Origin of the sequence: Exiguobacterium sp. 9-2, assembly GCF_036287235.1 — a bacterium.
GTDB lineage: Bacteria > Bacillota > Bacilli > Exiguobacteriales > Exiguobacteriaceae > Exiguobacterium_A.
Window position 1 is genome coordinate 2,323,791 of the sequence record NZ_CP142850.1, and the last position, 25,297, is coordinate 2,349,087.

The 25,297-nt window shown below is 46.5% G+C and carries 23 protein-coding genes, 1 riboswitch and 1 other annotated feature; of the genes, 5 read left to right on the top strand and 18 right to left on the bottom strand.

Annotated elements, in window-relative coordinates:
- Positions 1 to 24 precede the first annotated feature (24 nt).
- On the top strand, positions 25 to 243 hold the full coding sequence (locus VJ374_RS12220) for a DeoR family transcriptional regulator (protein ID WP_023469095.1): 219 nt from the start codon (positions 25 to 27) through the stop codon (positions 241 to 243).
- Between the two features lie 108 nt (positions 244 to 351).
- Positions 352 to 984: an SDR family oxidoreductase gene (locus tag VJ374_RS12225; RefSeq protein WP_035406145.1), complete on the top strand. Its 633-nt coding sequence runs from the start codon at positions 352 to 354 to the stop codon at positions 982 to 984.
- Between the two features lie 60 nt (positions 985 to 1,044).
- Here VJ374_RS12225 and VJ374_RS12230 read toward each other — a convergent pair whose 3' ends face one another.
- Together VJ374_RS12230 and VJ374_RS12235 are read right to left on the bottom strand one after the other, a co-directional pair.
- On the bottom strand, positions 1,045 to 1,764 hold the full coding sequence (locus VJ374_RS12230) for a pseudouridine synthase (RefSeq protein ID WP_056062750.1): 720 nt from the start codon (positions 1,762 to 1,764) through the stop codon (positions 1,045 to 1,047).
- Positions 1,751 to 3,415, bottom strand: coding sequence for a putative polysaccharide biosynthesis protein (locus tag VJ374_RS12235; protein WP_329468885.1), 1,665 nt, complete (start codon positions 3,413 to 3,415; stop codon positions 1,751 to 1,753). Before VJ374_RS12235 ends, VJ374_RS12230 begins: the two co-directional genes overlap by 14 nt.
- A 191-nt stretch (positions 3,416 to 3,606) precedes the next feature.
- On the opposite strand from VJ374_RS12235, the gene VJ374_RS12240 reads away from it, so the two are divergent.
- Positions 3,607 to 4,878 (top strand): BaiN/RdsA family NAD(P)/FAD-dependent oxidoreductase, encoded by a 1,272-nt coding sequence (locus VJ374_RS12240; protein ID WP_035406136.1) that lies wholly within the window; start codon positions 3,607 to 3,609, stop codon positions 4,876 to 4,878.
- Positions 4,879 to 4,935: 57 nt separating this feature from the next.
- On the opposite strand, the gene VJ374_RS12245 is transcribed toward VJ374_RS12240, so the two are convergent.
- The 5 genes from VJ374_RS12245 to VJ374_RS12265 all read right to left on the bottom strand — a co-directional run bounded on the left by VJ374_RS12245 (position 4,936) and on the right by VJ374_RS12265 (position 11,889).
- On the bottom strand, positions 4,936 to 5,913 hold the full coding sequence (locus tag VJ374_RS12245) for a hypothetical protein (protein WP_035406133.1): 978 nt from the start codon (positions 5,911 to 5,913) through the stop codon (positions 4,936 to 4,938).
- Between the two features lie 131 nt (positions 5,914 to 6,044).
- Entirely contained in the window at positions 6,045 to 8,450 is a 2,406-nt protein-coding gene (gene leuS / locus VJ374_RS12250) for a leucine--tRNA ligase (protein ID WP_329468887.1), read from the bottom strand.
- Positions 8,451 to 8,496: 46 nt separating this feature from the next.
- Positions 8,497 to 8,719, bottom strand: a binding site (T-box leader).
- Positions 8,720 to 8,757: 38 nt separating this feature from the next.
- Positions 8,758 to 9,402 carry an HAD family hydrolase gene (locus VJ374_RS12255; protein WP_035406128.1) on the bottom strand — a complete coding sequence of 215 codons (645 nt, stop codon included), beginning with the start codon at positions 9,400 to 9,402 and terminating at the stop codon, positions 8,758 to 8,760.
- A gap of 90 nt (positions 9,403 to 9,492) precedes the next feature.
- Positions 9,493 to 10,527 carry a peptidoglycan bridge formation glycyltransferase FemA/FemB family protein gene (locus VJ374_RS12260; RefSeq protein WP_329468889.1) on the bottom strand — a complete coding sequence of 345 codons (1,035 nt, stop codon included), beginning with the start codon at positions 10,525 to 10,527 and terminating at the stop codon, positions 9,493 to 9,495.
- A 183-nt stretch (positions 10,528 to 10,710) separates the two neighbouring features.
- A complete protein-coding gene (locus VJ374_RS12265; protein ID WP_056062761.1) occupies positions 10,711 to 11,889 on the bottom strand; it encodes an MDR family MFS transporter in 1,179 nt (392 codons plus the stop codon).
- Between the two features lie 156 nt (positions 11,890 to 12,045).
- On the opposite strand from VJ374_RS12265, the gene VJ374_RS12270 reads away from it, so the two are divergent.
- Positions 12,046 to 12,642 carry a tRNA 5-(aminomethyl)-2-thiouridylate-methyltransferase MnmM gene (locus tag VJ374_RS12270; protein WP_255344364.1) on the top strand — a complete coding sequence of 199 codons (597 nt, stop codon included), beginning with the start codon at positions 12,046 to 12,048 and terminating at the stop codon, positions 12,640 to 12,642.
- Between the two features lie 50 nt (positions 12,643 to 12,692).
- Here the strand turns inward: VJ374_RS12270 and VJ374_RS12275 are convergent, their stop codons facing one another.
- The 3 genes from VJ374_RS12275 to metK all read right to left on the bottom strand — a co-directional run bounded on the left by VJ374_RS12275 (position 12,693) and on the right by metK (position 15,310).
- Positions 12,693 to 13,397, bottom strand: coding sequence for a serine aminopeptidase domain-containing protein (locus VJ374_RS12275; RefSeq protein WP_035406117.1), 705 nt, complete (start codon positions 13,395 to 13,397; stop codon positions 12,693 to 12,695).
- Positions 13,398 to 13,475: 78 nt separating this feature from the next.
- Complete coding sequence (locus tag VJ374_RS12280) at positions 13,476 to 13,964, bottom strand: GNAT family N-acetyltransferase (protein WP_035406114.1); 489 nt, start codon at positions 13,962 to 13,964, stop codon at positions 13,476 to 13,478.
- A gap of 137 nt (positions 13,965 to 14,101) precedes the next feature.
- Positions 14,102 to 15,310 carry a methionine adenosyltransferase gene (metK, locus tag VJ374_RS12285; protein ID WP_023469108.1) on the bottom strand — a complete coding sequence of 403 codons (1,209 nt, stop codon included), beginning with the start codon at positions 15,308 to 15,310 and terminating at the stop codon, positions 14,102 to 14,104.
- A gap of 128 nt (positions 15,311 to 15,438) precedes the next feature.
- Positions 15,439 to 15,565, bottom strand: a riboswitch (SAM riboswitch).
- A gap of 234 nt (positions 15,566 to 15,799) precedes the next feature.
- Between metK and pckA the strand changes: the two genes are divergently transcribed.
- Entirely contained in the window at positions 15,800 to 17,368 is a 1,569-nt protein-coding gene (pckA, locus tag VJ374_RS12290) for a phosphoenolpyruvate carboxykinase (ATP) (RefSeq protein WP_197026209.1), read from the top strand.
- 26 nt (positions 17,369 to 17,394) lie between these two features.
- Here the strand turns inward: pckA and VJ374_RS12295 are convergent, their stop codons facing one another.
- The 8 genes from VJ374_RS12295 to VJ374_RS12330 form a co-directional block, all read right to left on the bottom strand.
- The gene (locus VJ374_RS12295; protein WP_308101859.1) at positions 17,395 to 18,648 is read right to left on the bottom strand and encodes an EAL and HDOD domain-containing protein; all 1,254 of its coding nucleotides are present in this window, start codon (positions 18,646 to 18,648) and stop codon (positions 17,395 to 17,397) included.
- A gap of 166 nt (positions 18,649 to 18,814) precedes the next feature.
- Positions 18,815 to 19,579 (bottom strand): alpha/beta hydrolase family protein, encoded by a 765-nt coding sequence (locus tag VJ374_RS12300; RefSeq protein ID WP_052018981.1) that lies wholly within the window; start codon positions 19,577 to 19,579, stop codon positions 18,815 to 18,817.
- Positions 19,551 to 20,024 (bottom strand): RNA deprotection pyrophosphohydrolase, encoded by a 474-nt coding sequence (gene ytkD / locus VJ374_RS12305; protein WP_035406108.1) that lies wholly within the window; start codon positions 20,022 to 20,024, stop codon positions 19,551 to 19,553. The genes VJ374_RS12300 and ytkD overlap by 29 nt, the downstream gene beginning before the upstream one ends.
- A 173-nt stretch (positions 20,025 to 20,197) precedes the next feature.
- Positions 20,198 to 21,547, bottom strand: a complete 1,350-nt coding sequence (locus VJ374_RS12310; protein ID WP_035406105.1) for a glucose-6-phosphate isomerase — start codon at positions 21,545 to 21,547, stop codon at positions 20,198 to 20,200.
- A 113-nt stretch (positions 21,548 to 21,660) separates the two neighbouring features.
- The gene (locus VJ374_RS12315; RefSeq protein WP_056062767.1) at positions 21,661 to 22,827 is read right to left on the bottom strand and encodes an iron-containing alcohol dehydrogenase; all 1,167 of its coding nucleotides are present in this window, start codon (positions 22,825 to 22,827) and stop codon (positions 21,661 to 21,663) included.
- Between the two features lie 136 nt (positions 22,828 to 22,963).
- On the bottom strand, positions 22,964 to 23,356 hold the full coding sequence (gene yugI / locus VJ374_RS12320; RefSeq protein ID WP_012371159.1) for a S1 domain-containing post-transcriptional regulator GSP13: 393 nt from the start codon (positions 23,354 to 23,356) through the stop codon (positions 22,964 to 22,966).
- 425 nt (positions 23,357 to 23,781) lie between these two features.
- Complete coding sequence (locus tag VJ374_RS12325) at positions 23,782 to 24,825, bottom strand: ribonucleotide-diphosphate reductase subunit beta (protein WP_035406099.1); 1,044 nt, start codon at positions 24,823 to 24,825, stop codon at positions 23,782 to 23,784.
- Positions 24,794 to 25,282, bottom strand: a complete 489-nt coding sequence (locus VJ374_RS12330) for a flavodoxin domain-containing protein (protein WP_056062771.1) — start codon at positions 25,280 to 25,282, stop codon at positions 24,794 to 24,796. Before VJ374_RS12330 ends, VJ374_RS12325 begins: the two co-directional genes overlap by 32 nt.
- Positions 25,283 to 25,297: the final 15 nt, after the last annotated feature.

The window sequence follows — 25,297 nt, forward strand, 5'->3', positions numbered from 1 at the left end:
TCCATTGGGGGAGTGGTTATACCAATGAAAGATTCTACAGACCGTATGTTGACCCGGATTAAATCGATTTATCTCTACATCCAAGAGAACGGAGCTACTACGACAGCAGAGTTGGTTGAAGAGTTTGGCATCACTTCAAGGACCGTTCAGCGGGATTTGAACGTGCTCGAATACAACAATCTCATTGTGAGCCCTCGACGCGGTACATGGACGTCGAGCAAGAAACAAAAGCAAGCGGGTTGATCCACTGTTTCACTATGTATATCTTTCGATGACGCGATTCTTCGCGTCTTTTTTTGTTATCTTTTTTAAAACGTGGGGTATAGCTATTGGGAGAAGGAGTTGAGAAGAATGAATATTTTAATCATTGGAGCAAACGGAACGACTGGACGCAAGATGGTCGAATTGATCGCTAAACAAGGTGATCATCAAGCAATCGCGGTCGTACGAGAAGAAAATCAAATCAACGATTTGATTGCACTCGGTGCATCTGAAGTCAGACTTGGGGATTTGACGAAGGATGTCAGTGGTGTCATCAGTAATGCGGACGTCGTCATCTTTGCAGCGGGTGCTGGTGGCGCATCAGACGAATTGACGCGCGCCGTCGATCAAGAAGGTGCAATTAAAGTCATCGATGCAGCAAAAGCCAACGGTATCGATCGTTTCCTGATGCTCAGTTCAGTAGGTACCGAAGAACCAAAAGGTGAATTGAAAGTATATCTCGAATCTAAAGCAACAGCAGACGCACACCTCCAGGAAAGCGGACTCAATTATACGATCGTACGTCCTGGTCCACTCAGCTACGACGACCCGGCAGGCACTGTCGAAACGAAAGAGCATTTCGATTCATACGAAGATCGTAAGGTGTCGCGTGACGATATCGCAGCATTATTCGTTCACTTGATCGATCATCCGACACAATCTCGTGTATTCGAAGTACTCAGTGGTCCTTATCCAATCGCAGAAGCATTGCGTAATCAATAATCGAAACCCATAACAAAAGGCGATGGAATGTACGCTCATTCCACCGCCTTTTCGTTTTGCTTATTCAGGTTGCCACTCAAACAAAGACAGTTCCGCTGGCGTCAGTTCACGATAATCTCCGAGCGCAAGTGCCGGATCGAGTTCCAAGCGGCCAATCGAGCGCCGTTTCAAGAACGTGACCTCTTTCCCGAGCGCAAGCATCATCCGTTTGACTTGATGGAACTTCCCTTCCGTGATCGTCAACTCAAGCGTTGAATCTGTTTCTGTCGTCGATAAGATGACAAGTTTTCCCGGCTTTGCTCGGTAGCCGTCTTCTAACGTGACGCCTGCCGCAACCGCTTCGATGTCTTCTTGCGTCAACACTCCTGTCACTTCTGCGTAATACGTTTTTTCGACGTGTTTCTTTGGAGACATTAAAGCGTGATTAAACGACCCATCATTCGTCAACAGCAATAGACCCTCTGTATCTTTATCGAGTCGTCCGACCGGGAACGGTTTGAAATACGTCACGTCTTCAAACAACAGATCAATGACGGTCTCATCTCGTTTATCTTCTGTTGCACTAATGACACCCGGTGGTTTATTCATCATCAAGTAGATGTATTTTTGATACGTAACCGGTTCCCCATACATCAGAACCTGTTGCGTCTCGACATCGACATGTTGTTTCGGATCACGCACGATCTCTCCATCGACTTGAATCGCCCCTGCCTTCAGCAGCAGCTTCACTTCTTTTCGGGAGCCTGCTCCCATGTTGGATAACAATTTATCTAGACGCATGACCTCGTCCTCGTTTCAATGAAATTTTACGTCCTAATACGACTTCTGCTAAGCCACTCCAAATCGAGAGTCCTGCAAAAATCACGATTCCGACTGCTGCCCCTACGATCAGAATCAATAGAGACGCCCATGTCGTCTCTGGCAAGATGGATACCATTCCCCACTTGACGAGCGCGACACCCGCTCCCATCATGGCACTGATGATCAAGATCAACGACGTCCGGCGTAAGACCGTACTGAATGGGAACTTCACCGTTTGTGTGATCCGGAAGAACATCAAACCGGTCGCAACGAGATAGCCGATGATCGTCGCATATCCAGCACCTGTTCCATCACCCGTCAAATGAATCAACGGTGCATTCAAAAGATACTTCGCAAGTAATCCAGCAAGTGTTGCGATGATCGTAAAGTACTGACGGTTAATCCCTTGAAGGACCGCTGCCGTGACTGAATAAAGGGCAAGGAACAAGGCACTTGGTGCATAACTCAACAGATAGACCCATGCTGCTTGATCTTTCGGAAAGAGCACATGGAACGTTTCTTCACTGAGGAGAATCATTCCAACAACTGCCGGAATCGTCACGAAGAAGACGAGTTGATAAATCTGCGAAATTTGAGCCCGTACTTTTCGCATATCTCCTTGCGTGAAGGAAGCTGTCAATAGTGGCGTCGCAGACAACGATAAGCCTGTTGCGACCGAGACCGGAATCAAGACGATCTTATGACTATCCGCAATCAGATAGGCCGTCGCATTTCCGGCAGCTTCGAGCGTATAGCCAATACTTTGTAACGCGGCATTCATCGTGTTCTGATCGATGACTTGGTAAAGCGGCGTCGAAAGACCGACCATGACGATTGGAATCGCGTACGTCAATAATTCCTTATACAAATCCGTTAACGGGCGATCCGGCGAACGGACGATTTGTGTAGCGCGTAGTTCTTGTAAACCACTGGATCGTTTGCGGAAGTAATAGATGAGAACCGCGACACTACCGATTGCACCAATGAATGCGCTGAACGTTGCAATCGTCGCTGCAAAGGCTACACCTGAATCAAATAAATAGATGGCGACGCTGACTCCTACGAGTAAGAAGATGATGCGGACGATTTGTTCTAGAATTTGCGAAATCGCAGTTGGACCCATCGATTGATACCCTTGGAAATATCCACGCGTCATACTCATCGGTGGAATCAAGAGTAACGCAAAACTAACCCCTCGAATCGTCATCGTGACGGCATCGACGTACGAGGCTGAATCGACGTCACCGCCTGGAATCGCCCGGTGTGCTAAATACGGTGCAAGGAAGAATAAGGCGAGAAAAGAGACAACCCCGGTCAAGGACATGATTTTTAGACCAGACCGATACAAACGTTCACTCGTATCATATTCTCCTAACGCATTGTATTTGGCGACGAATTTCGAGACGGCAACAGGAATCCCCGCTGTCGCAAGACCAATCATGATCGCATAGTAGTTGTAGGCATAGGTATAGAACATGATACCTGTCGCACCGACCATGAACTGAAACGGAAAGAGATAAATCAAACCCAGTGCGCGGGAAATCAGTGACGCACCGGACAGGAGCATCGTTCCACGAACGAATCCTGCATTGCCGGAAGAAGTAGACTGCTTATTACTGACTGTGGACATGGTAACATCCCTCACGCTTTCTAATTTTTAAATCGACACTCTAATCGTGACTGTCTCATTATACAAGTTCTCTCGTACACAATTGCAAATCATTATACCGCTGTCTATCTTGAATTGAAAGAGACGGTTTGTTTACAGTCGCAACTTCTGCTAAAGTGAAACAAGCAGAATTCTATGAATGAGGTGACCTTATGTACGATGTAATCGTAATCGGAGGCGGACCGAGCGGTTTGATGGCGACGCTCGCCTCTTTACAAGCCGGAGCCCGGACGCTCCTGCTCGATAAAGGAAATAAATTAGGACGAAAGCTCGCAATCTCTGGCGGCGGACGGTGTAACGTCACGAACCGAAAGCCACTCGATGAGCTCGTCCAGTCGATTCCAGGAAACGGACGTTTCCTTTATAGCGCCTTTTCTCAATTTAATAATGAATCGATCATCGATTTGTTCGAAGGATTTGGTGTCGCACTCAAAGAAGAGGATAACGGTCGGATGTTCCCGGTCTCGGATAAGGCGGCAGACGTCGTTCGTGTATTGATCGATCAAATCCGTGCACATGGCGCCGAGATTCAAACAGACGCGCAAGTCGCTACGCTCGACTTCCATCCAGATGGTTCTTTTGCAGCTGTCATCTTAGAAAACGGCATGCGTCTTGAAGCAAAAAGTTGTATCGTAGCGGTCGGCGGACAATCTGTTCCGCACACGGGTTCGACGGGTGACGGCTATCCGTGGGCTGAAAAAGCTGGTCATACGATCACGGAACTTTTCCCAACGGAAGTCCCGATTTTGTTAGGTGATACGTTCATTCATGAAAAAACATTACAAGGACTGTCGTTGCGTGACGTTGCCTTAACGGTTCACGGTAAAAAGGACAAAGCAATCAAGACACATACGGGTGATCTACTGTTCACACACTTCGGTTTAAGTGGTCCGATCGCTTTACGGTGTAGCCAATATACGATCAAAGAGCGCAAACGATCGAAAGAGACGATCGTTCATCTATCGATCGATCTCTTCCCGGATGAGTCACTTGGTGCATTAACAGAACGCTTCCAGGCAGCACTTGCGGCAAATCCGAAGAAATCGGTTCGGAATGCCCTTCGTGGTTTTGTACCAGAACGATTGCTTGAACTCCTGTTCGCTCGAATCGGCTTTGGCGATGAAGTTTGTACACAAGTAAAGAAACAGGACTGGACGGACTTCCTGCAACAATTGAAACGATTCCCACTCAAAGCAACAGGAACGCTCGATTTCGATAAGGCCTTCGTCACGGGTGGCGGTGTCTCGATTAAAGAGATTGATCCCAAAACGATGATGTCGAAAAAGGCGGAGCGATTATTCTTCGCTGGCGAAATTCTTGATATCCATGGCTATACAGGTGGATACAATATCACAGCTGCGTTCGTGACGGGTCATTGTGCCGGTAGTCACGCTGCAGAGATGGCACGTGACACTGTCTCTTAATACAAAAAAGACCCGATTTGTCTCTGTTAATCAGAGAAATCGGGTCTTTTTTCTACATCAGTCAATCGGTGTGAACGATCGACTTGAGAATTTATCCGTGACGACTAAGGCGAACAATTCATTATCTTGTACAAAGATTCCTTTTGATCCATACACTTTCGGACTCGCTGTCTCCCCCGTAATCGTTTTCTCTTTCTGATCAATCGAATAAAGATAAAGTGCTTCTGAGTCTAACGTATAGATCCGACCTTGCCGTTCTGCAAGACCAATCGGACGGAATCTGGATTCAAATGCTTTTTTCGCATCACTTCGCATTCCGCTCGCCGCTTCGATTTTCTCTCGTTTGATGATCGACAAGTACGGTGGTTTTTGCTTTTTCTTTAAGGCACGCTTCTTCTTTTCCGAAGCATCTGGATCAATCTTGATTTTGTCCTCTTTCATTGCAAAGTAAGTCAATTCAACACGACCAATCGAGCGAATTTGATTGATTGTATAGAATTCTTTTTTCTTCGCATCATATCCAAGACCATGGAAACTGTCTCGAATCGTCGTCCCTTGTACTTTTTCGCGTTTTTCTTCACTCCAGACGCCATCTTTTCGTTTAATCGTGACTAGAATTTGATTCGACGTCAATAAAGCGACTGTCTCTCCGTCAACGAGTGTCATCCCGTCAAGACCAGACAATAAGAGTTTCCCTTCTTCCAACTGAAACGTCGCATTGATGCGTTCTCCAGTTCCACTGATTTCAAAGAAACGGTAGTCCTCTGTTACGACGAGGTACGAACCTATGGAATCATCATATAACATCTGTTGAACATTTTTAATTAACGGTTCTTCTGGATTCGGAATGGCTGAAGGCGTTTTCGGTGGCACCTGTTTGACAGCTGCCTGATGCTTCGATTGCGTCTCGATTTTCGCGAACGTTTCCTGAATACGTGACAACGTCTCTGGCTTCGAGAAGACGAGCAGTATACAAAGAATCAACCCCGAAACGACAGCAAAAATCGTTGTATAGACTATATAAGATCGTTTCATTGATGATAATCGCCTTTCTTTCTCGGTTTCTGATTCAGTGTAGCAGAAGGACGTTCAAAAAAAAAGCGGACTTGCGACGGAAATGAAGAAACCCCTTCCATTCGCATCAAGTGAATGAAAGGGGTTATGGCTTAGTTCGCCACGATATTGATCAATTTTTTCGGTACGACGATGACTTTCCGAACCGTCTTGTCGCCAATCCATTCTTGTGTCTTTTCATCAGCAAAGGCAAGTGCTTCGATTTCTTCTTTTGTCGCATCGATGTTGATTTCGATTTTCGAGCGAACTTTACCGTTCACTTGAATGACGAATTCCATCGTATCGCTGACAAGTTTTGATTCATCGAATGTTGGCCATGCCGCATACGTCAATGTCTCTTCAAAGCCAAGTTGTTCCCACAGTTCTTCACCAAGGTGCGGTGCGACCGGTGTTAACAATTGAATGAATCCACGAAGGAAGTGACGCGGGAGAACCGGCTGTTTATTCGCTTCGTTGACGAAGACCATGAGTTGCGAAATCCCGGTGTTGAACTGAATGTTCGCGAAGTCTTCCGTGACCTTCTTGACGGTCTGGTGGTATGTCCGTTCGAAGTCAGCATCGACTTCCGTGACGTCTTGAATGTCTGCTGTCCGTTCGAACAAGCGCCAAACGCGATCGAGGAAACGACGCGCTCCGTCAAGACCGTTCTCAGACCAGGCAACCGATGCATCGAGTGGTCCCATGAACATTTCGTATAAACGTAACGTATCAGCACCATGCGACTTGACGATTTCATCCGGGTTGATGACGTTACCGCGAGATTTTGACATTTTCTCGTTGTTCTCTCCAAGGATCATTCCTTGGTTGTATAACTTCTGGAATGGTTCTTTTGTTGGTACGACGCCTGCATCATACAAGACTTTATGCCAGAACCGTGCATACAACAAATGGAGAACAGCATGCTCTGCCCCACCGATATAAATATCGACTGGAAGCCAGTATTTTAATTTTTCTGGATCCGCAATCGCTTCTTCATTGTGTGGATCGATGAAACGAAGGTAGTACCAGCAGCTTCCGCCCCATTGTGGCATCGTATTCGTCTCGCGACGGCCTTTCATTCCTGTTTCAGGATCTGTGTAATCCAACCAGTCTTCAGCAAGCGCAAGTGGTGATTCGCCCGTACCAGACGGTTTGATTTCTGGAATGATTGGAAGTTCAAGCGGTAATTCCTCTTGATTGAGTGTTTTCATTGAACCATCTTCCATATGAACGACTGGAATCGGCTCGCCCCAATACCGTTGACGACTGAACAACCAGTCTCGGAGTCGATACGTGATTTTTTTACGACCGACTTGGTTCGTTTCGAGTTCAGCGATCATCGTCTCGATTGCTTCTTGTTTCCCAAGTCCATCAAGCATATGCGAGTTGACGTGTTCGCCCTCTCCTGTGTAGGCTGCTTCGTCGACATTTCCACCCGCGACGACTTCAACGATCGGTAAGTCGAATTGTTTCGCGAATTCGTGGTCGCGCTCATCGTGTCCTGGAACAGCCATGATCGCACCTGTTCCGTAAGAAGCAAGGACGTAATCAGCGATCCAGATTGGAAGACGATCGCCTGAGATCGGATTGACCGCAAAAGCACCCGTGAAGACACCTGTTTTTTCCTTCGCTAAATCCGTTCGCTCGAGATCTGACTTCGTTTGGACTTGCGAAATGTACGCATCGACGGCTTCCTTGTGATCCGCTGTCGTGATGTCAGTTACGAATGGATGCTCCGGTGCAAGTACTAGATACGTCGCACCGAAGATCGTGTCCGGACGTGTCGTAAAGACCGTGACTTGTTTTTTATGTCCATCAATCGTGAAATCAATCTCAGCACCCTCAGATTTCCCGATCCAGTTGCGTTGCATCTCTTTGACAGAATCCGGCCAATCGAGATCATCCAGATCTTCAAGAAGGCGATCCGCATATTCCGTGATTTTCAAGACCCATTGACGCATCGGAACACGCACAACCGGATGATTTCCGCGTTCGGATAATCCGTCGATGACCTCTTCATTCGCAAGGACAGTTCCAAGTGCCGGGCACCAGTTGACTGCGACTTCGTCTACGAAGGCAAGTCCTTTTTCATACAACTTCGTAAAGATCCACTGCGTCCATTTGTAGTATTTTGGATCCGTTGTGTTGATTTCACGATCCCAGTCATACGAGAATCCAAGTTCTTTAAGCTGACGCTTGAACGTCTCGATGTTTTTCGCTGTGAATTCGCGTGGATCGTTTCCTGTATCGAGCGCGTATTGTTCTGCTGGTAATCCGAACGCATCCCATCCCATTGGGTGAAGGACATTGTATCCTTGCATCCGCTTCATCCGTGCGAGGATATCCGTTGCTGTGTAACCTTCCGGATGACCAACATGGAGTCCAGCACCTGACGGATACGGGAACATATCAAGGGCATAGAACCCTTCTTTTTCTGGATCTTCTGTCGTGACGAAGGCGTTGTCTTGATCCCAACGCGCCTGCCATTTCGGTTCAATTTCGCGATGATTGTACGGCATGTCTTTTCCTCCTCTAATCTAAAAAAACCGGTCTTCCGCCCCTAAGAAAAGGGACGAAAGACCGGTTTGGCTTCCGCGGTACCACCCACGTTGTCTGTCTATGACAGACCGCTTGATTCACGGATAACGGTGTGAAAGACCGGATTCGCTACTACGACTTCACGAATCGTGCTCCCTGACGAGTTCACGGTTGTTACCGACTGGTTCGCACCTTCCACCAGCTCTCTTGACGGCACCTTTCCCCTACTACTTCAGTTCCATGCATTTGACTATCTTTTTCTAGTGTAATCTGTTTCTTCCTCAAGCGTCAACGCTTCCGTAAAATTTCCTCGATTTCTGCGTGTGATTGCGCGACATGATCCGCTTGCTCTAAGCGTTGCGTTGGCATCCGGTCATCAAGAAGCGCAATCACTTCCATGCCTGCTGCTTTCGCACCAATCATCCCGTTCGCAGCGTCTTCAATGACAAGACAGTTCTCGGGTGCGTGTCCAATCCGCTCTGCCGCAAGTCGAAAAATCGCGGGATCCGGTTTCGAACGGATGACTTCTTCTCCACTGACGTAGTGCGTGATCGGAAGCCCATAATGACGGATGACACGTTCGATTTTCTGAAGTGAACTCGAAGAAGCAATGCCGATATCGTAACCAAGAGTCGCCGCTTGTTCGATGACTTGTGTGACGCCTTTTTTTAATCCACACTCCTCCGGCTTTGCATGAATTTGAAACAAGCGATGTTCTTCCTCAAGCAACGCACTAGCTGTTTCTTTCAGCTGATGCTGGGCGACGAGTTCTTCCCACATTTCATCTCCTGTTTTTCCCATGAACGTCGCATACTGAACCGGATCAAGCGGAATCGATAACCTTTTGAACATCTGTTGATGCACTTCAAAGTAGCGAATCTCACTATCTAAGATAACCCCGTCCATATCAAAAATCAGACCGCGTTTTTTCACGATAACTCCCCCTTTATTGATCGATCCTGACTTCAGCATATCAAAAAAACGACTACACGATGTAGTCGTTTTCATACTCTCATTATCTATTTAACTAGTTGCCACCTGAATACCAGCTTGTCGATACGCCGGAAAATAATCGGAATCAGCATTTGATCCGTATCGTACGCAGAGCAAATCATATAGTGATGGCTGCAGGATGGATTTTCCTTGATGATACTCAAATAGTCGATATCCAGTGTAACGGCATTTACTCTCAAAAAGACTATCCCGTTCTTGATACCCGCCCCCAAGATGTTGTTCGACGAGTCCTCGTGCTTTTGCCTGAAGAATTGCTTCGTACTCAAGTCGCTGATTCGGGAACATCTTCTCTTCATCCCGCTTACAGCCGATCAAATGACCGTGGGCGTATTCTTTTCCAAGCAATACGAAGTATCCCCCAACCGCTTTTCCGTCGATTTCCGCCATCAGTAATAAGGGCTCACAAAGTGGGTTCGTCTCCATCAATTGCTCAAAATACGTCGCGGTAAAATAATAATGAGCCGAGGCATTCTTCCGGTCCATCGTTTCATGATACAACGCTAAAAAAACAGGTAGATCGTCCCGTGTTCCTGTTCTGACGGTTAAGGGTGAAGCAAGCGATTTACGAATCATGCTTCTCGTCTTCTTATGAAATGTCTGCATGATATCTTCAAGTGAAGGACGCAAATCAATACTCGTCGTATGACGGATGAAGGAAACTTTTGTCCAGTCCTGCATAAACCGTTCATTACCTGTTAATGGATTAAAGCGGATCATTTCCGAGACGATCGATTCTTGCTCCGCCCACCTCTCAAAGGATAAACGAGCCTGCTGGATCTCGGACGCAGTCAGTCGACCGATGATTTCCGGTCCGCCATAGCCGTACGGGGTAATGAGATCTGAATAAGGCGTATCAAAAATACGACGCTTCAAAAAAGGATAAAACAGTGTTCCTGCATGACCTTCATAAAGAAATAATACCGCTTGCTCAGACGGTCTAGCGTTGAGCGTGACGTATTGGTGACTATAGAAGATATCAAGAGGCTGTTTCTGTACGTGTGTCGTCCAAGTTGCGGCATCTGTGATGAATTGACACCTTTCCATCCGTGCACCTCCAGTCAAAAAGAAGCAACGTTCATATGACCTTTCTTTTCAAGTTCTTGATTAGAAAGTACCCGTTTCTTTGCCGAAATATTCCATATTATTAAATGTTTGTTTTATAATTTTCGAACGAATGATGTAACAAAAGACAGCTGATCTATTGTCCGCTGTCTCACAAGATAAAGCTCATGATGTGGTTTTAGGAATAGCACGAAGGAAAACAACTCCTGCTAACAGGATCAATCCAATTAAGGTCAAGAAAACTGCTGACATACCTGATAAATCGTAGATCAAACCTCCAACTGTCGGACTGATCATCCGCCCTGCTGAAGCAGCGATATTAACGTATCCTTGGAATTCTCCTTCTTTTCCGATTGGCGCAAGTCGCGCCGCCATTGCAGGAACCGCTGGCCAGATGAACATCTCACCGATTGTCAGAATGATCATCGCCACGAGGAACATCTTGAAGCCGCCTGCAAACGGAACAATCAGATAAGAGAGAAGGAAGATGCCTGTCCCGGTCATCAGTTGGCGTTTCAAATCATCTCCAAACCAACGAAGAATTGGTGTTAATAAAGGTTGTGCGAACACGATAAGCGCTCCATTGATTGTCCAAAGAATCGAGTACTCGGAAATCGTGACACCGAGCGATTTCGTATGGACAGCAAAGGTCCCTTGCCATTGCACATAAACGAACCAAAGTAAGGCATAACCGATCGAAACGAGCAACATCGTCCGTGCGGATCCGCGCGAAAGTGGTGTGCGTGTCGTTTCGATCTCGTCATGTGCCGCATGCATCCGCGCTGGCGCCTGAATCCAGGACAAACCGACAAACAAAATGATGGCAAAGACGATATAGAGAACGAGATTGGCGATGAAGATGTACTGAATCGAAAAAGCAGCAATTTGACCACTAACAGCTGTCCCGAGGGCTACACCGACGTTTTGCGCGACATAGATCGCATTAAAGGCGCGGCGTCCGCCTTCCGGCCAGATGACGCCCGTCATTGCGTAGATCGTTGGGAAAACCATCCCACCGACGAATCCAATCAATCCAAGCATCGCGACGTATCCAATATACGTCTGATGAAATAGCAACAAGCCGACGGAAGACAGGACAAGTCCGATGACACTGATGACAAGCGTCTTCTTTCCGCCGAGTCGGTCAAACGCTTTTCCGCCTAAGTAGTTCCCAACGATTGCTAAGGCTGAGTTGACGAATAACGCCATTCCGGCTTTTGTCATCGACTCCCCTAAATATTCATGAATATATAATGTATTGAACGGCCATAAAAAAGAGGATCCCGTCGTATTGATGGCCATCGCAAGGACGAGGATCCAGACCGCTTTTGGTAATTTTGGCATACCTTTGGTCCTCCTATTTCATTCTCAACCTTGCCACTTTACGCAATCCCTCCCCCGCCTGTCAAGCCACTTCACTTTTCGTCAATGACTCAAAAGATGGTATAATGCAGGAGGAATCATACATACGATGATCATGTATAAAGAGAAAAACAGCCCATAGGAACAGGAGTCTATGCCATGTCACTTGCCCGTGTACTACCTTATACGAAACAATTACTGGAGTCCGTCATCGAACCTGGTGACTGCGTCGTCGATATGACTGCCGGAAATGGACATGATACGCAGTTCTTAGCAGAATGCGTCGGTCCAGAAGGTAGAGTCCTTGCGTTCGACGTCCAAGCTCAAGCCATCGAGGAATCGACACGACGTCTCGACGAAGCCGGAATGTTAGAACGTGTCGATCTTTATCACGAAAGTCACATCCATGTTGGTGCGCGTCTTTCGGACGAACGACGGCCTGTTCGTGCCGGCGTCTTCAATCTCGGATACTTGCCTGGAAGTGATAAATCGATCACGACGACAGGTGAAGAGACGCTTGAAGCACTCGACGCTCTCCTCCCGGTACTTGCACCTGGTGGTCTTGTCGTCCTTGTCGTCTATCACGGTCATCTTGAAGGAAAACGGGAACGCGATGCTGTCCTAGATTACGTCACAGCCCTTGATCAGCAAGGTTATGCCGTTCTTCAGTACCGCTTCTTGAATCAACAGAATCATCCACCGTTCATCATCGCGATCGAGAAAAAAGTGCGCTGACAGTAGAAATAAAGAAGTGATGGCTTCCGCTATGGAAACCATCACTTTTTTCATTCTTCGACTAATTTAAAAAACAACAATAATTTTTCCGCAAACCGTGTATTCAACCGTTCAAAGCTGAAATGCGGGAAACCGTGTAGACGTTGTAAGTAAATCTGATCGCCACCCATTTTCCGACATACTTCGAGTGTCAGTTTGACGTCTGCGAACTGATCGTCTGGTGCATAAAAACAAGCCAAGTTTACACGAGGCAGTTTTTTTCGTTCCTCGTCATGTACGACGATCTCTTCTTCGATTTCCCGGTACTGCGCATACGTCAGTTCACCGATGCGAACGGTATCTTCCGTACTTTGACCAAACGGCAACGTACCGAGTGGCGCATCGGGACGGAAACGATCAAACGCACTCGCGAAGACTTGTTTGACACCTCCGAGTTGTTTCGACGGATGCCAATCAAACAATGGTGAAACGAACGCAAGACTTGCGACTGGTAGTTCATATTCTTGCAACAGACGATTGACGACGAGTGCCCCCATGCTACAGGCGATGATATGAATCGGTAGCTTTCGTTTTCCTGCTTCGCGTAATGCTTCTTTTAACAGTTGACCGTGCTCTTCAAACGAAATGCGACGTGGTGCGTCGACGAGTAGCACTTCATACTCTCTTTCGAGTACTCGAATCAAAGCTTCACTCGGACGGGCACGCAGTTGTAACGGATAGACTAATACGATGATTCCTGTTGGTTGTTCAACCACAAACTCACCTCTTCACTTCATACTTCCTTTTCACGATACCTTATTTCAAACGCAAACGAAACCGTCCCGAGACGGATTTCACGAGGCAACATGGCGAAGACGAACGACTGATTCCGCTTGCCCAAACACTTCTTCCGTCATCTCACTAAGTTCTTCAAAACCAAATGAGGTCAGGAATTGACGCGCTTTATAGTTACGTGCTTCCACGTAGACTTCGAGTGGGACGGCTCCTTGTCGTTCGAGTTCACGAATCAGACGTCTTCCGATTCCGTTTTGCTGATATTCCGGCAAGACGTAAAGCCGAATGATTTCCCATGTTCCTTCGACATCAACAGCATGAATGAAACCGACGATTTCCTCGTCGATGATTCCGACATAAAAATACTCTCCCCGTGCTTCTTCCGCCGTCCGGATCGCACGAACGACTTCTTCTTGCGGATACGCCTCCTGCACGAAATGCGCTTTCGAACGTTCGGAATAGATTTCTTCATACGTATCCAACCAAGATGTGATAGCAATGTCATGAATACGTCCTGCATCAGCTGGAATAGCTTCGCGTATTTCCATAATCGGAACCCCCCTTTATACTCATACAAATCGACTCATGTACTTTTACCCTTTTCTAGAAAAAACATTCGTTTCCTGCAAAGTTCCGCGGAAACAAAAAAGCCCGAAAACCCACGTAGGATTTCCGGACTTTTTGATTATGCGAAACGTTTTGCTTGTTCTTCAAGAACTGCTGCTTTATCTGTTTGCTCCCATGGAAGCTCAACATCTGTACGACCGAAGTGACCGTATGCAGCTGTTTGACGATAGATCGGACGACGGAGATCAAGCATGTTGATGATTCCAGCCGGACGAAGATCGAAGTTTTCAGCAACCAATTCGACGAGTTGTGCTTCAGGAAGTTTTCCTGTGCCGAATGTATCAACTGCGATTGATACAGGGTGCGCGACACCGATTGCGTACGCAAGTTGAACTTCTGCTTTGTCTGCAAGACCTGCAGCAACGAGGTTCTTCGCGACGTAACGTGCTGCGTATGCAGCTGAACGGTCGACTTTTGTTGGATCTTTACCTGAGAATGCTCCACCGCCGTGGCGTGCGTATCCACCATACGTATCAACGATGATCTTACGACCAGTCAATCCAGCATCTCCTTGTGGTCCGCCAATGACGAAACGACCAGTTGGGTTGATGAAGAATTTCGTTGCTGCGTCGATGTATTCAGCCGGGATGACCGGTGTGATGACGTGTTCTTTCAAATCAGCTTGGATTTGCTCAAGCGTAACTTCTTCCGCATGTTGTGTCGAGATGACGATCGTATCGACACGAACCGGCTCGTTGTTCTCGTTGTATTCGACCGTGACTTGTGTTTTTCCGTCCGGACGAAGGTAGTCGAGTTGACCGTTTTTACGCACTTCTGCCAAACGGCGTGCGAGACGGTGCGAAAGCGAAATTGGAAGTGGCATGAGTTCTGGTGTTTCTTTCGTTGCGTAACCGAACATAAGACCTTGGTCTCCTGCACCGATTGCATCGATTTCTGCATCAGACATGCTACCTTCACGTGCTTCAAGCGCTTGGTCGACACCAAGAGCGATATCTGCTGATTGCTCATCGATCGATGTCAATACAGCACATGTATCCGCATCGAAACCGTATTTCGCGCGTGTGTAGCCGATTTCACGAATCGTTTCACGAACGACTTTTGGAATGTCGACGTAAGTGGATGTCGTGATCTCACCTGCAACGAGAACGAGACCTGTTGTAACAGAAGTTTCTGCCGCAACACGTGCGTTTGGATCCGCTGCAAGAATCGCATCGAGGATTGAATCCGAAATTTGGTCACAGATTTTATCTGGATGACCTTCAGTGACTGACTCCGACGTGAATAGTCGGCGATTAAGGTTTGTCATGTATGACCCTCCCAAAAAAGAATTTGACGGTGTACTCATTTCCCCTAGTTGAGTGGGACGGTAAAATGAAAAAAACCTTTCCAAGTCCAAAAAATGGTCAGGGAAAGGTTGTGCGTTCTTCCTTTACCCTCTTATCGTTCGAAGTGTTTACTTCGCTTCAGGAGAGCACCTTTTCCCTCATTAATATATGAATTAATGTAGGACGGTTGCCGGGTTTCTTCGGGCCTTGTTCCCTCCACCTGCTCAGAATAAGAGTATCCGTTACGAATTACATGATATAAAGTTGTACCTACTCTGTCAAGCAAGGTTTCAAATTCTAGTCGAAACTTTTTAAAAGAGATGTTAAACTATTAATGCTGAAAGCGTTTCCAGATAAATAGAAATCAGCACTAGAAAATGATTGCGCTCCCTTTAGTATGTCATATATAATGAATGTGTCATACTAAATGCAGTGAGCCAAAACCAACGTAGGGGAAAGGTGGGGTCAGGATGCCGATGACGGTCCTGAATATCGAAGAACTACTCAAGAAAGAGCATGTGTTCAAACAACTATCTGTTGCTGAACTTGTCGAACATGCGATTCGAAACGAAGAAGGTGTCCTTGCTGAGAACGGCGCACTATCTGTAGAAACGGGGAAATTTACAGGTCGTTCACCAAAAGATAAGTTCATCGTCCGTGATTCTTCCTGCGAGTCTCACATTGATTGGGGTCATGTTAACCAACCGATGGATGGAGACAAATTTGAACAATTGTTACAAAAGGTTCTTCGTTACATGAACGAAGCCGATCAGCTCTACTACACAGAAGCTGCTGCTGGGGCAGATACGCACTTCACCCTTCCGGTTCGTGTGCTCACACAATACGCTTGGCATAACCTGTTTGCCAAACAACTCTTTTTACGCGAGTATCCTGAAGTGGCTGCCTTCGAACCGTTCACGGTCGTCTACGCGCCACATTTCAAAGCAGATCCTACCGTTGACGGAACGAATTCCGAGACATTCATCGCCATGTCGTTTGAACACCGGATCGTCTTGATCGGCGGAACCGAATATGCGGGCGAAATCAAAAAATCGATTTTTTCCGTCATGAACTACCTCTTACCACAAGAAAATGTCCTTTCGATGCACTGTTCAGCAAACGTCGGACACGAAGGCGACGTCGCCTTGTTCTTCGGTCTATCCGGTACTGGTAAGACCACCCTGTCAGCAGACGATAGCCGTCAATTGATCGGTGACGATGAGCATGGTTGGTCGCATGACGGCGTCTTCAACATTGAAGGTGGATGTTATGCGAAGACGGTCAATCTGTCACGCGAAAAAGAACCGCAAATTTTTGATGCGATCCGTTTCGGAACTGTCCTTGAAAACGTCGTGCTCGATGAATCTCGTCATCCTGATTACGATGACACATCGTTGACAGAAAATACACGTGCTGCTTATCCGATCACAGCGATCGATAACATCGCTGTTCCATCACGGGCTGGTCATCCGAAGACGATTGTCTTCTTGACGGCTGATGCGTATGGCGTCTTGCCTCCGATCAGTAAATTGACGAAAGAACAAGCGATGTATCATTTCCTATCAGGTTATACATCAAAACTTGCTGGAACAGAGCGTGGTATCACGGAACCGGAAGCAACGTTCTCGACATGCTTCGGTTCACCATTTCTTCCACTGATACCTGAAAAGTATGCGACGATGCTCGGAGAACTGATTGATCGTCACGGTGTGACCGTTTATCTCGTCAACACAGGCTGGACAGGCGGTGCTTACGGGACAGGTAGTCGAATGAAGCTATCGTATACACGGACGATGGTCAACGCTGCCGTCAACGGAACACTTGCAGCGATTCCAACAGAAGAGCACCCAATCTTCGGACTTCATATGCCACTTGAAGTTCCTGGTGTTCCAAGTGAATTACTCAATCCGGTACGCGTCTGGTCAAATCCTGACGAATACAACACACAAGCGCGTTCGCTTGCTGAGAAATTCCAACATAATTTCCTTCGTTTCGAAAGTGCGACGGATGCGATCAAGTCAGCAGGTCCATGTCTATAAAAAAAAGAGCCTCAGGGCTCTTTTTTTTATAGAATGGCATCTGTCTCTTCTTGAAGATGCACCTCTTTTTGCATAAGCCACTCCTGACTTTCCGTCAGTAACGCATATGCTCGCGGAAGTGATACACCTAACCGTTGACTGAGCAATTCGAACTGTTCGAAATCACCGCGATCTGCGCTGATCGCAAGCACTAGACAATCCCGGAACGGATGGTCTTTTCCTTGGAGGACAATCTTCAAGGAATCCTCGATTGGCAATTGATCGATGATGTCGTCAATATCAACGGACAATAACGCATCGATATGCGATAACAAGCCGATCATATAGGCACTCTCTTGTTGCAGCGTCCTTGTTTCTGTTGCAAACAACTCACAGAGCTTTGCGCAATGTAAGGAAGAACGCAGCAACTCATTCGACCATTCATAAGGACTTGCGAGCTTCATTTCACGTAAGACAATCAACGAAATCCAGCTTTTAAGTTGAGCGAAGCCAAGTAGTGAGATCGCTTGACGAACGGAACTAACTGTATTGCGTAATCCCACTCCCGGAGAATTGATTAGTTGTAATACCTGGATGCTGATATACGGATTGGCTTCGATTTCATCAATGACTTCATCGTACTTCTCATCCGTATCAAGCCACTTCAGCATCTTTAACAACACCGGCAATTGTGGTGGAACAGCTTTCCCTTTCATCAGCATCGGTTTAGCATAAAAATAGCCTTGGAACCAGTCATACCCCATATCAAGACAACGTGTATGATCCTCGTGCGTCTCGACACGTTCAGCAAGCATCTTAATATGAGGATAATTACGTCGAACGATATGCAAAATGGCACTTTGCTCGCGAGGGGAAATTGCCTCGATGTCGATTTTAATTAAATCGATCAACGCAAACAATTCCGCTCCGTGCTGTCGAAGTAAATCTGTCACAAAATCATCTAGTGCTAATGTGAAGCCTGCTTCTTTCCAACTATGCAGAACCGACAACATTTCAGTATCAATATCAACTGTCTCTAAAATTTCAATGACGAATCGGTTAGGATCTAAATAATGAATCAGATCACTTTTCAACAAATCTGACGTAAAGTTGACGAAAAGTTTTTTTCCTTCCGCGACATGTTCCACCCCCATATGGACGAGTGTATTCGTCAATACATCCATCGTCGCTAAATCCCCATCAAAAATAGTCATTTGTTCAATCGAACGATACAATAATTCAAATGCATCAATTGATCCAACTCGATTAACGATGGGTTGACGTGCTAATAGGATATCCATCGTTCTCCTGCCCCCTCCATTGTCCTCAGATGGTTTCTATTATATCAAAGTTTACTTTTTAGGAGATTATTGTTTTTTACAATGTATCAATGGTCTGTTTTTTCAATCTCTATGCTTCATCTTCCAAAATACAAAAAGCAATACGACAAACGTCGTATTGCTTGAATCATGTATCATATCGGTTCCAAATGCCTGTCTCGAACCAAGTCAAAATATCACGCGTCACACGTAATTTTTCATGGATCGGGAACTGATGTGCATACGCATAAGTCTGAAGCAGGGTTTGGTCGGGATGACGTGCAGCATAAGCCGTCGCATGTCGTAAACGAACGTTCTCATCATACGCACCGTGAATCAATAATACTTCACCTTGAGGAGCGACATGAAGCGGCGAGCGCACCTTATACGCCTCAGGTACGGTGTCTGGTGTCCCCCCCGTATAGCGACGCAACATTTTTTGCATCGTCTTCTGCTCCTCGTAGGTCCATGTCAACTCGGTCACGCCTGCCCACGACACCGTCCGCGAAACTGGACGATGATGAGCCAGGAGTAATGCCATTTGCCCCCCACGAGAAAATCCGAATGCATGAACATGCGAGACACGTTGTTGCAACCAATCGAAAGCACTGCATGCGTCTTCGACATCCCGATGTCCGAAATCTTCTTTTCCTGTTCCGCCTAAGTTTCCCCGATAGAAAGGTGCCATGACGAAAAAACCAGCCTGCGCGAACGCGAGCAGCCGTGTCGGTCGAACCATTCCGATAGATCGTGTGCCACCTCGCAAGTAGAGAATCCCCTGTCCGTTCGCGACTTGCGGAAGTACGATATAGGCACCGACGCGCTCCCCGTCTGTCGTCGTATAGAACATCCGAAACGTCCGAAACGGACCTTGCCGCGGAAGTTCAAACCAATCGGCGTTCGCTAAGTACACGGAGTGTCTCTGGAAGGACGCGGTCCTTCATCATGAAACTGTATTGTCGGTTCGTATCGAGACGATCAGGGAGTTCCTCGAACAGAAAAGCACCATCTGTTTCATCTACAGCCAAATGGGATGACAGCGATTCGATTTGCGCGAAGTAGATATTTTTAATGATCGTATCCCCTTTTCCGGCAACACGATATTGCCCGATGTACTTCAAGGAATCGATTTTTCCGCCTGTCTCTTCCATCACTTCACGACGTGCGGCTTCTTCTGCCGTTTCACCCGGTTCAACCTTCCCACCCGGAAATTCATATCCGCGTTGCTTATGATGGGTCAGCAACCATTTCCCTTCGTACACGGCAATGACCCACACATGTAGAGGGCGATCCGAGAACGGATGGTCCTCAAAACTTAACTCCACTTGATTTTGATAATAATCCAAGAATGTAATCACGTACGTGCACCTCATTTCTTCTTCTAACTTCACTTTACCTGTTTCACGGGTATTCTAAAAGTGAAAACGCTAGGATTGCCTATAAATCTGGAAAATGATTACTCGTCCTCATCTCGTGAACGTAAAAAAAACAGCCGATGTTCCACTAAGGAACAATCGACTGTCGTTTTGTATTACTTCAAACGTGCTTCGAGTTCTGCTTTTTCTGCTTCGAATCCTGGTTTTCCAAGAAGAGCGAACATATTTTTCTTGTACGCTTCGACGCCTGGCTGATCGAATGGATTTACTCCAAGGAGGTAACCACTCATCGCACATGCTTTTTCGAAGAAGTAGAACAGGAATCCGAGGTGATACGGTGTCATCTCTGGAAGTTCGACTGTCAGGTTCGGAACTTGTCCGTCCGTGTGCGCAAGCAATGTGCCTTCTGCTGCCTTATCGTTGACGAACTGAATCGACTGTCCTGCGAGGAAGTTCAATCCATCAAGGTCCTGAGCGTCTTCTTCAATCGTCAACGCGTGACGCGCTTGTCCGACTTTAATGACTGTCTCAAACAGATCACGACGACCTTCTTGGACATATTGTCCCATTGAATGAAGATCGGTCGAGAAATCAACTGCTGCTGGGAAAATCCCTTTGAAGTCTTTTCCTTCAGATTCGCCGTACAATTGCTTCCACCACTCTGATACGTAATGAAGTGCTGGTTCGTAGTTGACGAGTAGCTCGATCGTTTTCCCTTTCGCATACAATGCATTTCGGACGACTGCGTATTGGTACGCTTCGTTGTCAGCTAAGTTTTCGCTCGCGTAGCGCTCTTGTGCGTCACGTGCCCCTTGCATTAACTCTTCGATCGAAATTCCTGCTGCTGCGATCGGTAATAGACCAACTGGCGTTAACACAGAGAAACGTCCGCCGACATCATCTGGAATAACGAATGTTTCGTATCCTTCAGAATCTGCGAGTGTTTTTAATGCACCGCGGGCTTTGTCCGTTGTTGCGTAAATCCGGTGTTTCGCTTCTGCTTTACCGTACTTTTCTTCCATGAATGCTTTCAAGAGACGGAACGAGATTGCTGGTTCTGTCGTCGTACCTGATTTCGAGATAATGTTGACCGATACATCTTTTCCTTCAAGTACTTCAAATAAATCATGCAGATACGTTGATGAGATATTATGCCCTGCATAGATGATTTGTGGTGCTTTACGCTCGTCTTTTGATAACAAGTTATGGAATGAGTGTCCGAGCATCTCGATTGCCGCACGTGCACCGAGATACGAACCGCCGATTCCGACGACTAGCAACACATCAGAATCCGACTTGATTTTTTCTGCAGACGCTTGGATACGTGCAAACTCCGCTTGATCGTAGTTCGTCGGAAGATCTACCCATCCTAAGAAATCACTTCCTGCACCTGTTCCTGCATGAATCGCATGGTGGAGCGTCTTTACGGTCTCCGTCATGTGTTCTACTTCATGTTGACCTACGAATTGTAGGGCTTTCGAATAATCAAAACGTACTGTTGACATGCCATCGTCCTCCTTATTCATTCGCAACGAAATGCGACCTTCCTTTTCATTAAAACGCAAGAAGGAAGGTCGTTCAAGTCTTTTGTGAAAAGATTAGCAAATGTTACGAGTTGTTATAGGGCAGCTGTCACGATTTGACGAACATCCTCGTTTCCGAGTGATTTGAAGTTTCCGAAGTCGCCGCGAGTCATTGCTGACTTGACGATTGAATCGACTGTATCTTCTTTGATGTCGTAATCCGCAAGACGGTTTGGTGCGCCGAGTGATGTCCAGAAAGCACTAATCGCGTCGATTGTCGCATGTGCTGCTTCCATCTCTGATTTACCTTCCGTGTCGACGTTAAAGACGTTCTCACCGAGTGTGACGAAACGATGTGCGTTTGATTCGTCGAGTACGTGGCGCATCCAGTTCGGGAAGAGAATGGCGAGTCCACCTGCATGTGGGATGTCATGAACAGCCGAGACAGCATGTTCGATGTTGTGTGATGCCCAGTCGCCGCGTGCTCCCATTTGAAGAACACCGTTGAGCGCCATCGTACCAGCGAAGAGAATTGTTCCACGAAGTTCCACGTTTTCGAGATCGTTAACGAGTTTTGGTGCTGCTTCGACGACTGCTTTCATGACACCTTCTGTCATGCGTTCTTGAACCGGTGCATGTGCAGGATGGAAGTATTGTTCGAGACAGTGACTCATCATATCGACGATACCGTAGATCGTTTGATCTTTCGGTACGCTGACTGTGTATTTTGGATCAAGAATTGAGAATGTTGGGTACGTAAGCGGACTACCCCAACCATATTTCTCTTGTGTTTTCCAGTTCGTGATGACCGATCCTGAGTTCATCTCAGAACCTGTTGCTGCAAGCGTCAAGACTGTTCCGAATGGGATGACTGTTTTGGGTGTCGCTTTACCGATGACGAGATCCCATGCTTCGCCTTCATACGGGATACCTGCTGCGATCAATTTCGTGCAGTCGATGACAGAACCGCCACCAAGTGCAAGTAATGCGTCAACGCCTGCTTCACGTGCAATTTTTATTCCGCGTTCTGCAGTTTCGATGCGCGGGTTCGGTTCGACACCGTCGCATTCGACGTACTCGATTCCTGCCGCATTGAGTTCACGTGTGACATCATCGTAGACGCCGTTACGTTTAATACTTCCACCGCCAAAGACGAGCATGACTTTCTTCGCACCGAGTGCTTCGAGTTGTGGTTTCAGTTGGCTGACTTGACCGTCACCAAAAATAAGTCTTGTTGGATTGCGATATTCAAAGTTTTCCATCTGTGTTGCCTCCTCAATAAGTAATGAACACCTTACATTATCCACACATTCCCCTTTCGCATCTAATTTAATGCTTATTGTATGTAACAATCGCAAAAAAAAAGAGAACCGACCGATGTCGATTCTCTCATGTGGCTTATTTTTGGAAGTTTGATTTTTCAATCCATTCTTCCAATTTACCTTTAAGAACGTTGAATCCAGGTGCTTCTTCTTGTTTGAAAGCAGGACCTGCATCGCGACGTCCAGCGTTTTTGCGTGGACCTTTCGCGCGTGCTTCACGTTTTGGAGCTTCCTGAGTTGCTTTGATCGAAAGCTTCATTTTTTTGTTAGCTTCGTCGATGTCGAGAACTTTAACAGTTACTTCATCGCCAACTTTTACGTAATCGTTGATGTCTTTTACGTAATCGTGTGAGATTTCTGAAATGTGGACGAGACCTTGTGTTTGCTCGTCAAGTGCTACGAAAGCACCGAAGTTTTGAATACCAGTTACTTTACCAGTAACGACTTGGTCTTTTTCAAAGTTTGCCATAATGTATACACTCCCTAACTAAATTCATCAACTTATAATAACACACTTTTCTTGTATCGTAAAAAATATTTTTGGAATTTGTTTATTTTTTATTTCACAAGGGAACATTTTAGTAGCAAGACTTCAAGTATTCCCCCTGATTCTGCCGAACTTTCCGAGTTCGGCCCTTTTTTTGTTCTTTTACTCAATTGACCTAAAAAACAGATACCGAAAAGTGATGTGAGCGACTTTCAAAACGCTCTAATAAAAACAGACAGTCTCGGTCTGCTCGCTTTCCGCGGACAAGCCCTCATGCCGCTTCAGATGCGTCGCATCTTCCAGGGTCATGACGACTTGTTTTTCCGCAGGAGTCGAGCAGAACCTCACCTGTCCTAGCGTAAAGGAAATATAGAGTAGAAGCAATCATCAATTGATCTAATTAATCCTTACAGGTCATCGAATCCATTCGCATCCGTTACTTTCGCATATGAACGTGATTTTTGTTCGAAGAAGTCTGATTTCGTCGCGTTCATCGAATCATCTGAATACGCCCGAATCCATGGCATGACGTCTTCGTCGTGTCCTTCGTAAAGATCCGACAAACCGATAACGCGAAGACGTTTATTCGCGAGATATTTGACGTAGTCACGCATTTCACTAACATCAAGACCATCTAGATCACGCAAGACATATTCGCTCCACTCGATTTCAAGATCCACGGCACGCTTGAACGTGTCGTAGACGAATTGTGTGAATGAGCCATCTGCATCGATTTCTGGATGCTCCGACAAGACAGCACGTAATAACTGGCTGATGAAGTACGAGTGTTGCAATTCATCACGTTGAATATAGCTGATCATCGTCGATGTTCCGACCATCTTCTGATGGCGCGCTAGGTTATAGAAGAAAGCAAAGCCAGAATAGAAGTTGATCCCTTCAAGAACGATTGAAGCAACGAGTGATTTCGCGAAGTTCTCTGGCGTCCGGTCATTTTGGAAATCTTCGTATAAATCAAGAATGAATGCATTACGCTTCATGACCATGTCATCGTCTTTCGCGATATCGAAAATCCGGTTTTGTTCAGCCAATGGAACTAAGCTGGATAAGACGTAGCTATACGATTGATTATGAACTACTTCCTGTTGTGCGATGATGGCGAGAATCGCATGAACGGATGAATCCGATGTAAACATCGCTGATTCCAAGATGTAGCGTGTCTGAACCGAGTCAAGGATCGAGAGTAGCCCAATGATTCGTTTGAATGCATCTTGTTCCCGTTCGCTCAGTTGATTCCATTGTTGCATGTCTTTTGACATTGAAATCTCATCTGGAATCCAAAAGTTCGATAACAGTTGTTTGTAAATCGAATAAAACTGTGGATACGCAATGTCGTTCCAGTTGACGATGGCACTTGTTTCGCCACCGATGATCGCTGTCGCGCGATTTGGATGACGTGCATCAAGCAGTTTGATTTTTTGTAGCTGTTCCATGTGCTTCGACTCCTTCTTGCTGTAATTGAAGAATGGTCCGTCTTGTCCATTCCTTGACGAGATGCGGGCGATTGCGTGGTGACTGTTCGATTTTCAACAGTTCTCCGGCAAGCGGGACCCCGAATTTCGAGAGGTGATACGCCATCTCATCGACGGCGCGACAATATTTGACGAACATCTTATCCCCTGTTCCAAAAACAGCTGCCTGCGGAATCGCATGCGTGCTCTCCTTCAAAACCGTTCTAAGACAGTCGCGCATATCGTCGGGTAATTGCCCATCTCCCCACGTATACGAACCAAAATAGACGATATCATAAGGCATTAACTGATACGTCGTCACTTCGTCCGCAAACAACATCGTCGGCTCGATTCCCATCTCAGAACACGTCTTCGCGACGAGTTCTGCCACCTCCTCCGTGTTTCCACTCAATGACGCATATACGATTGCTGCCTTCATGATATCGTCCTCCTT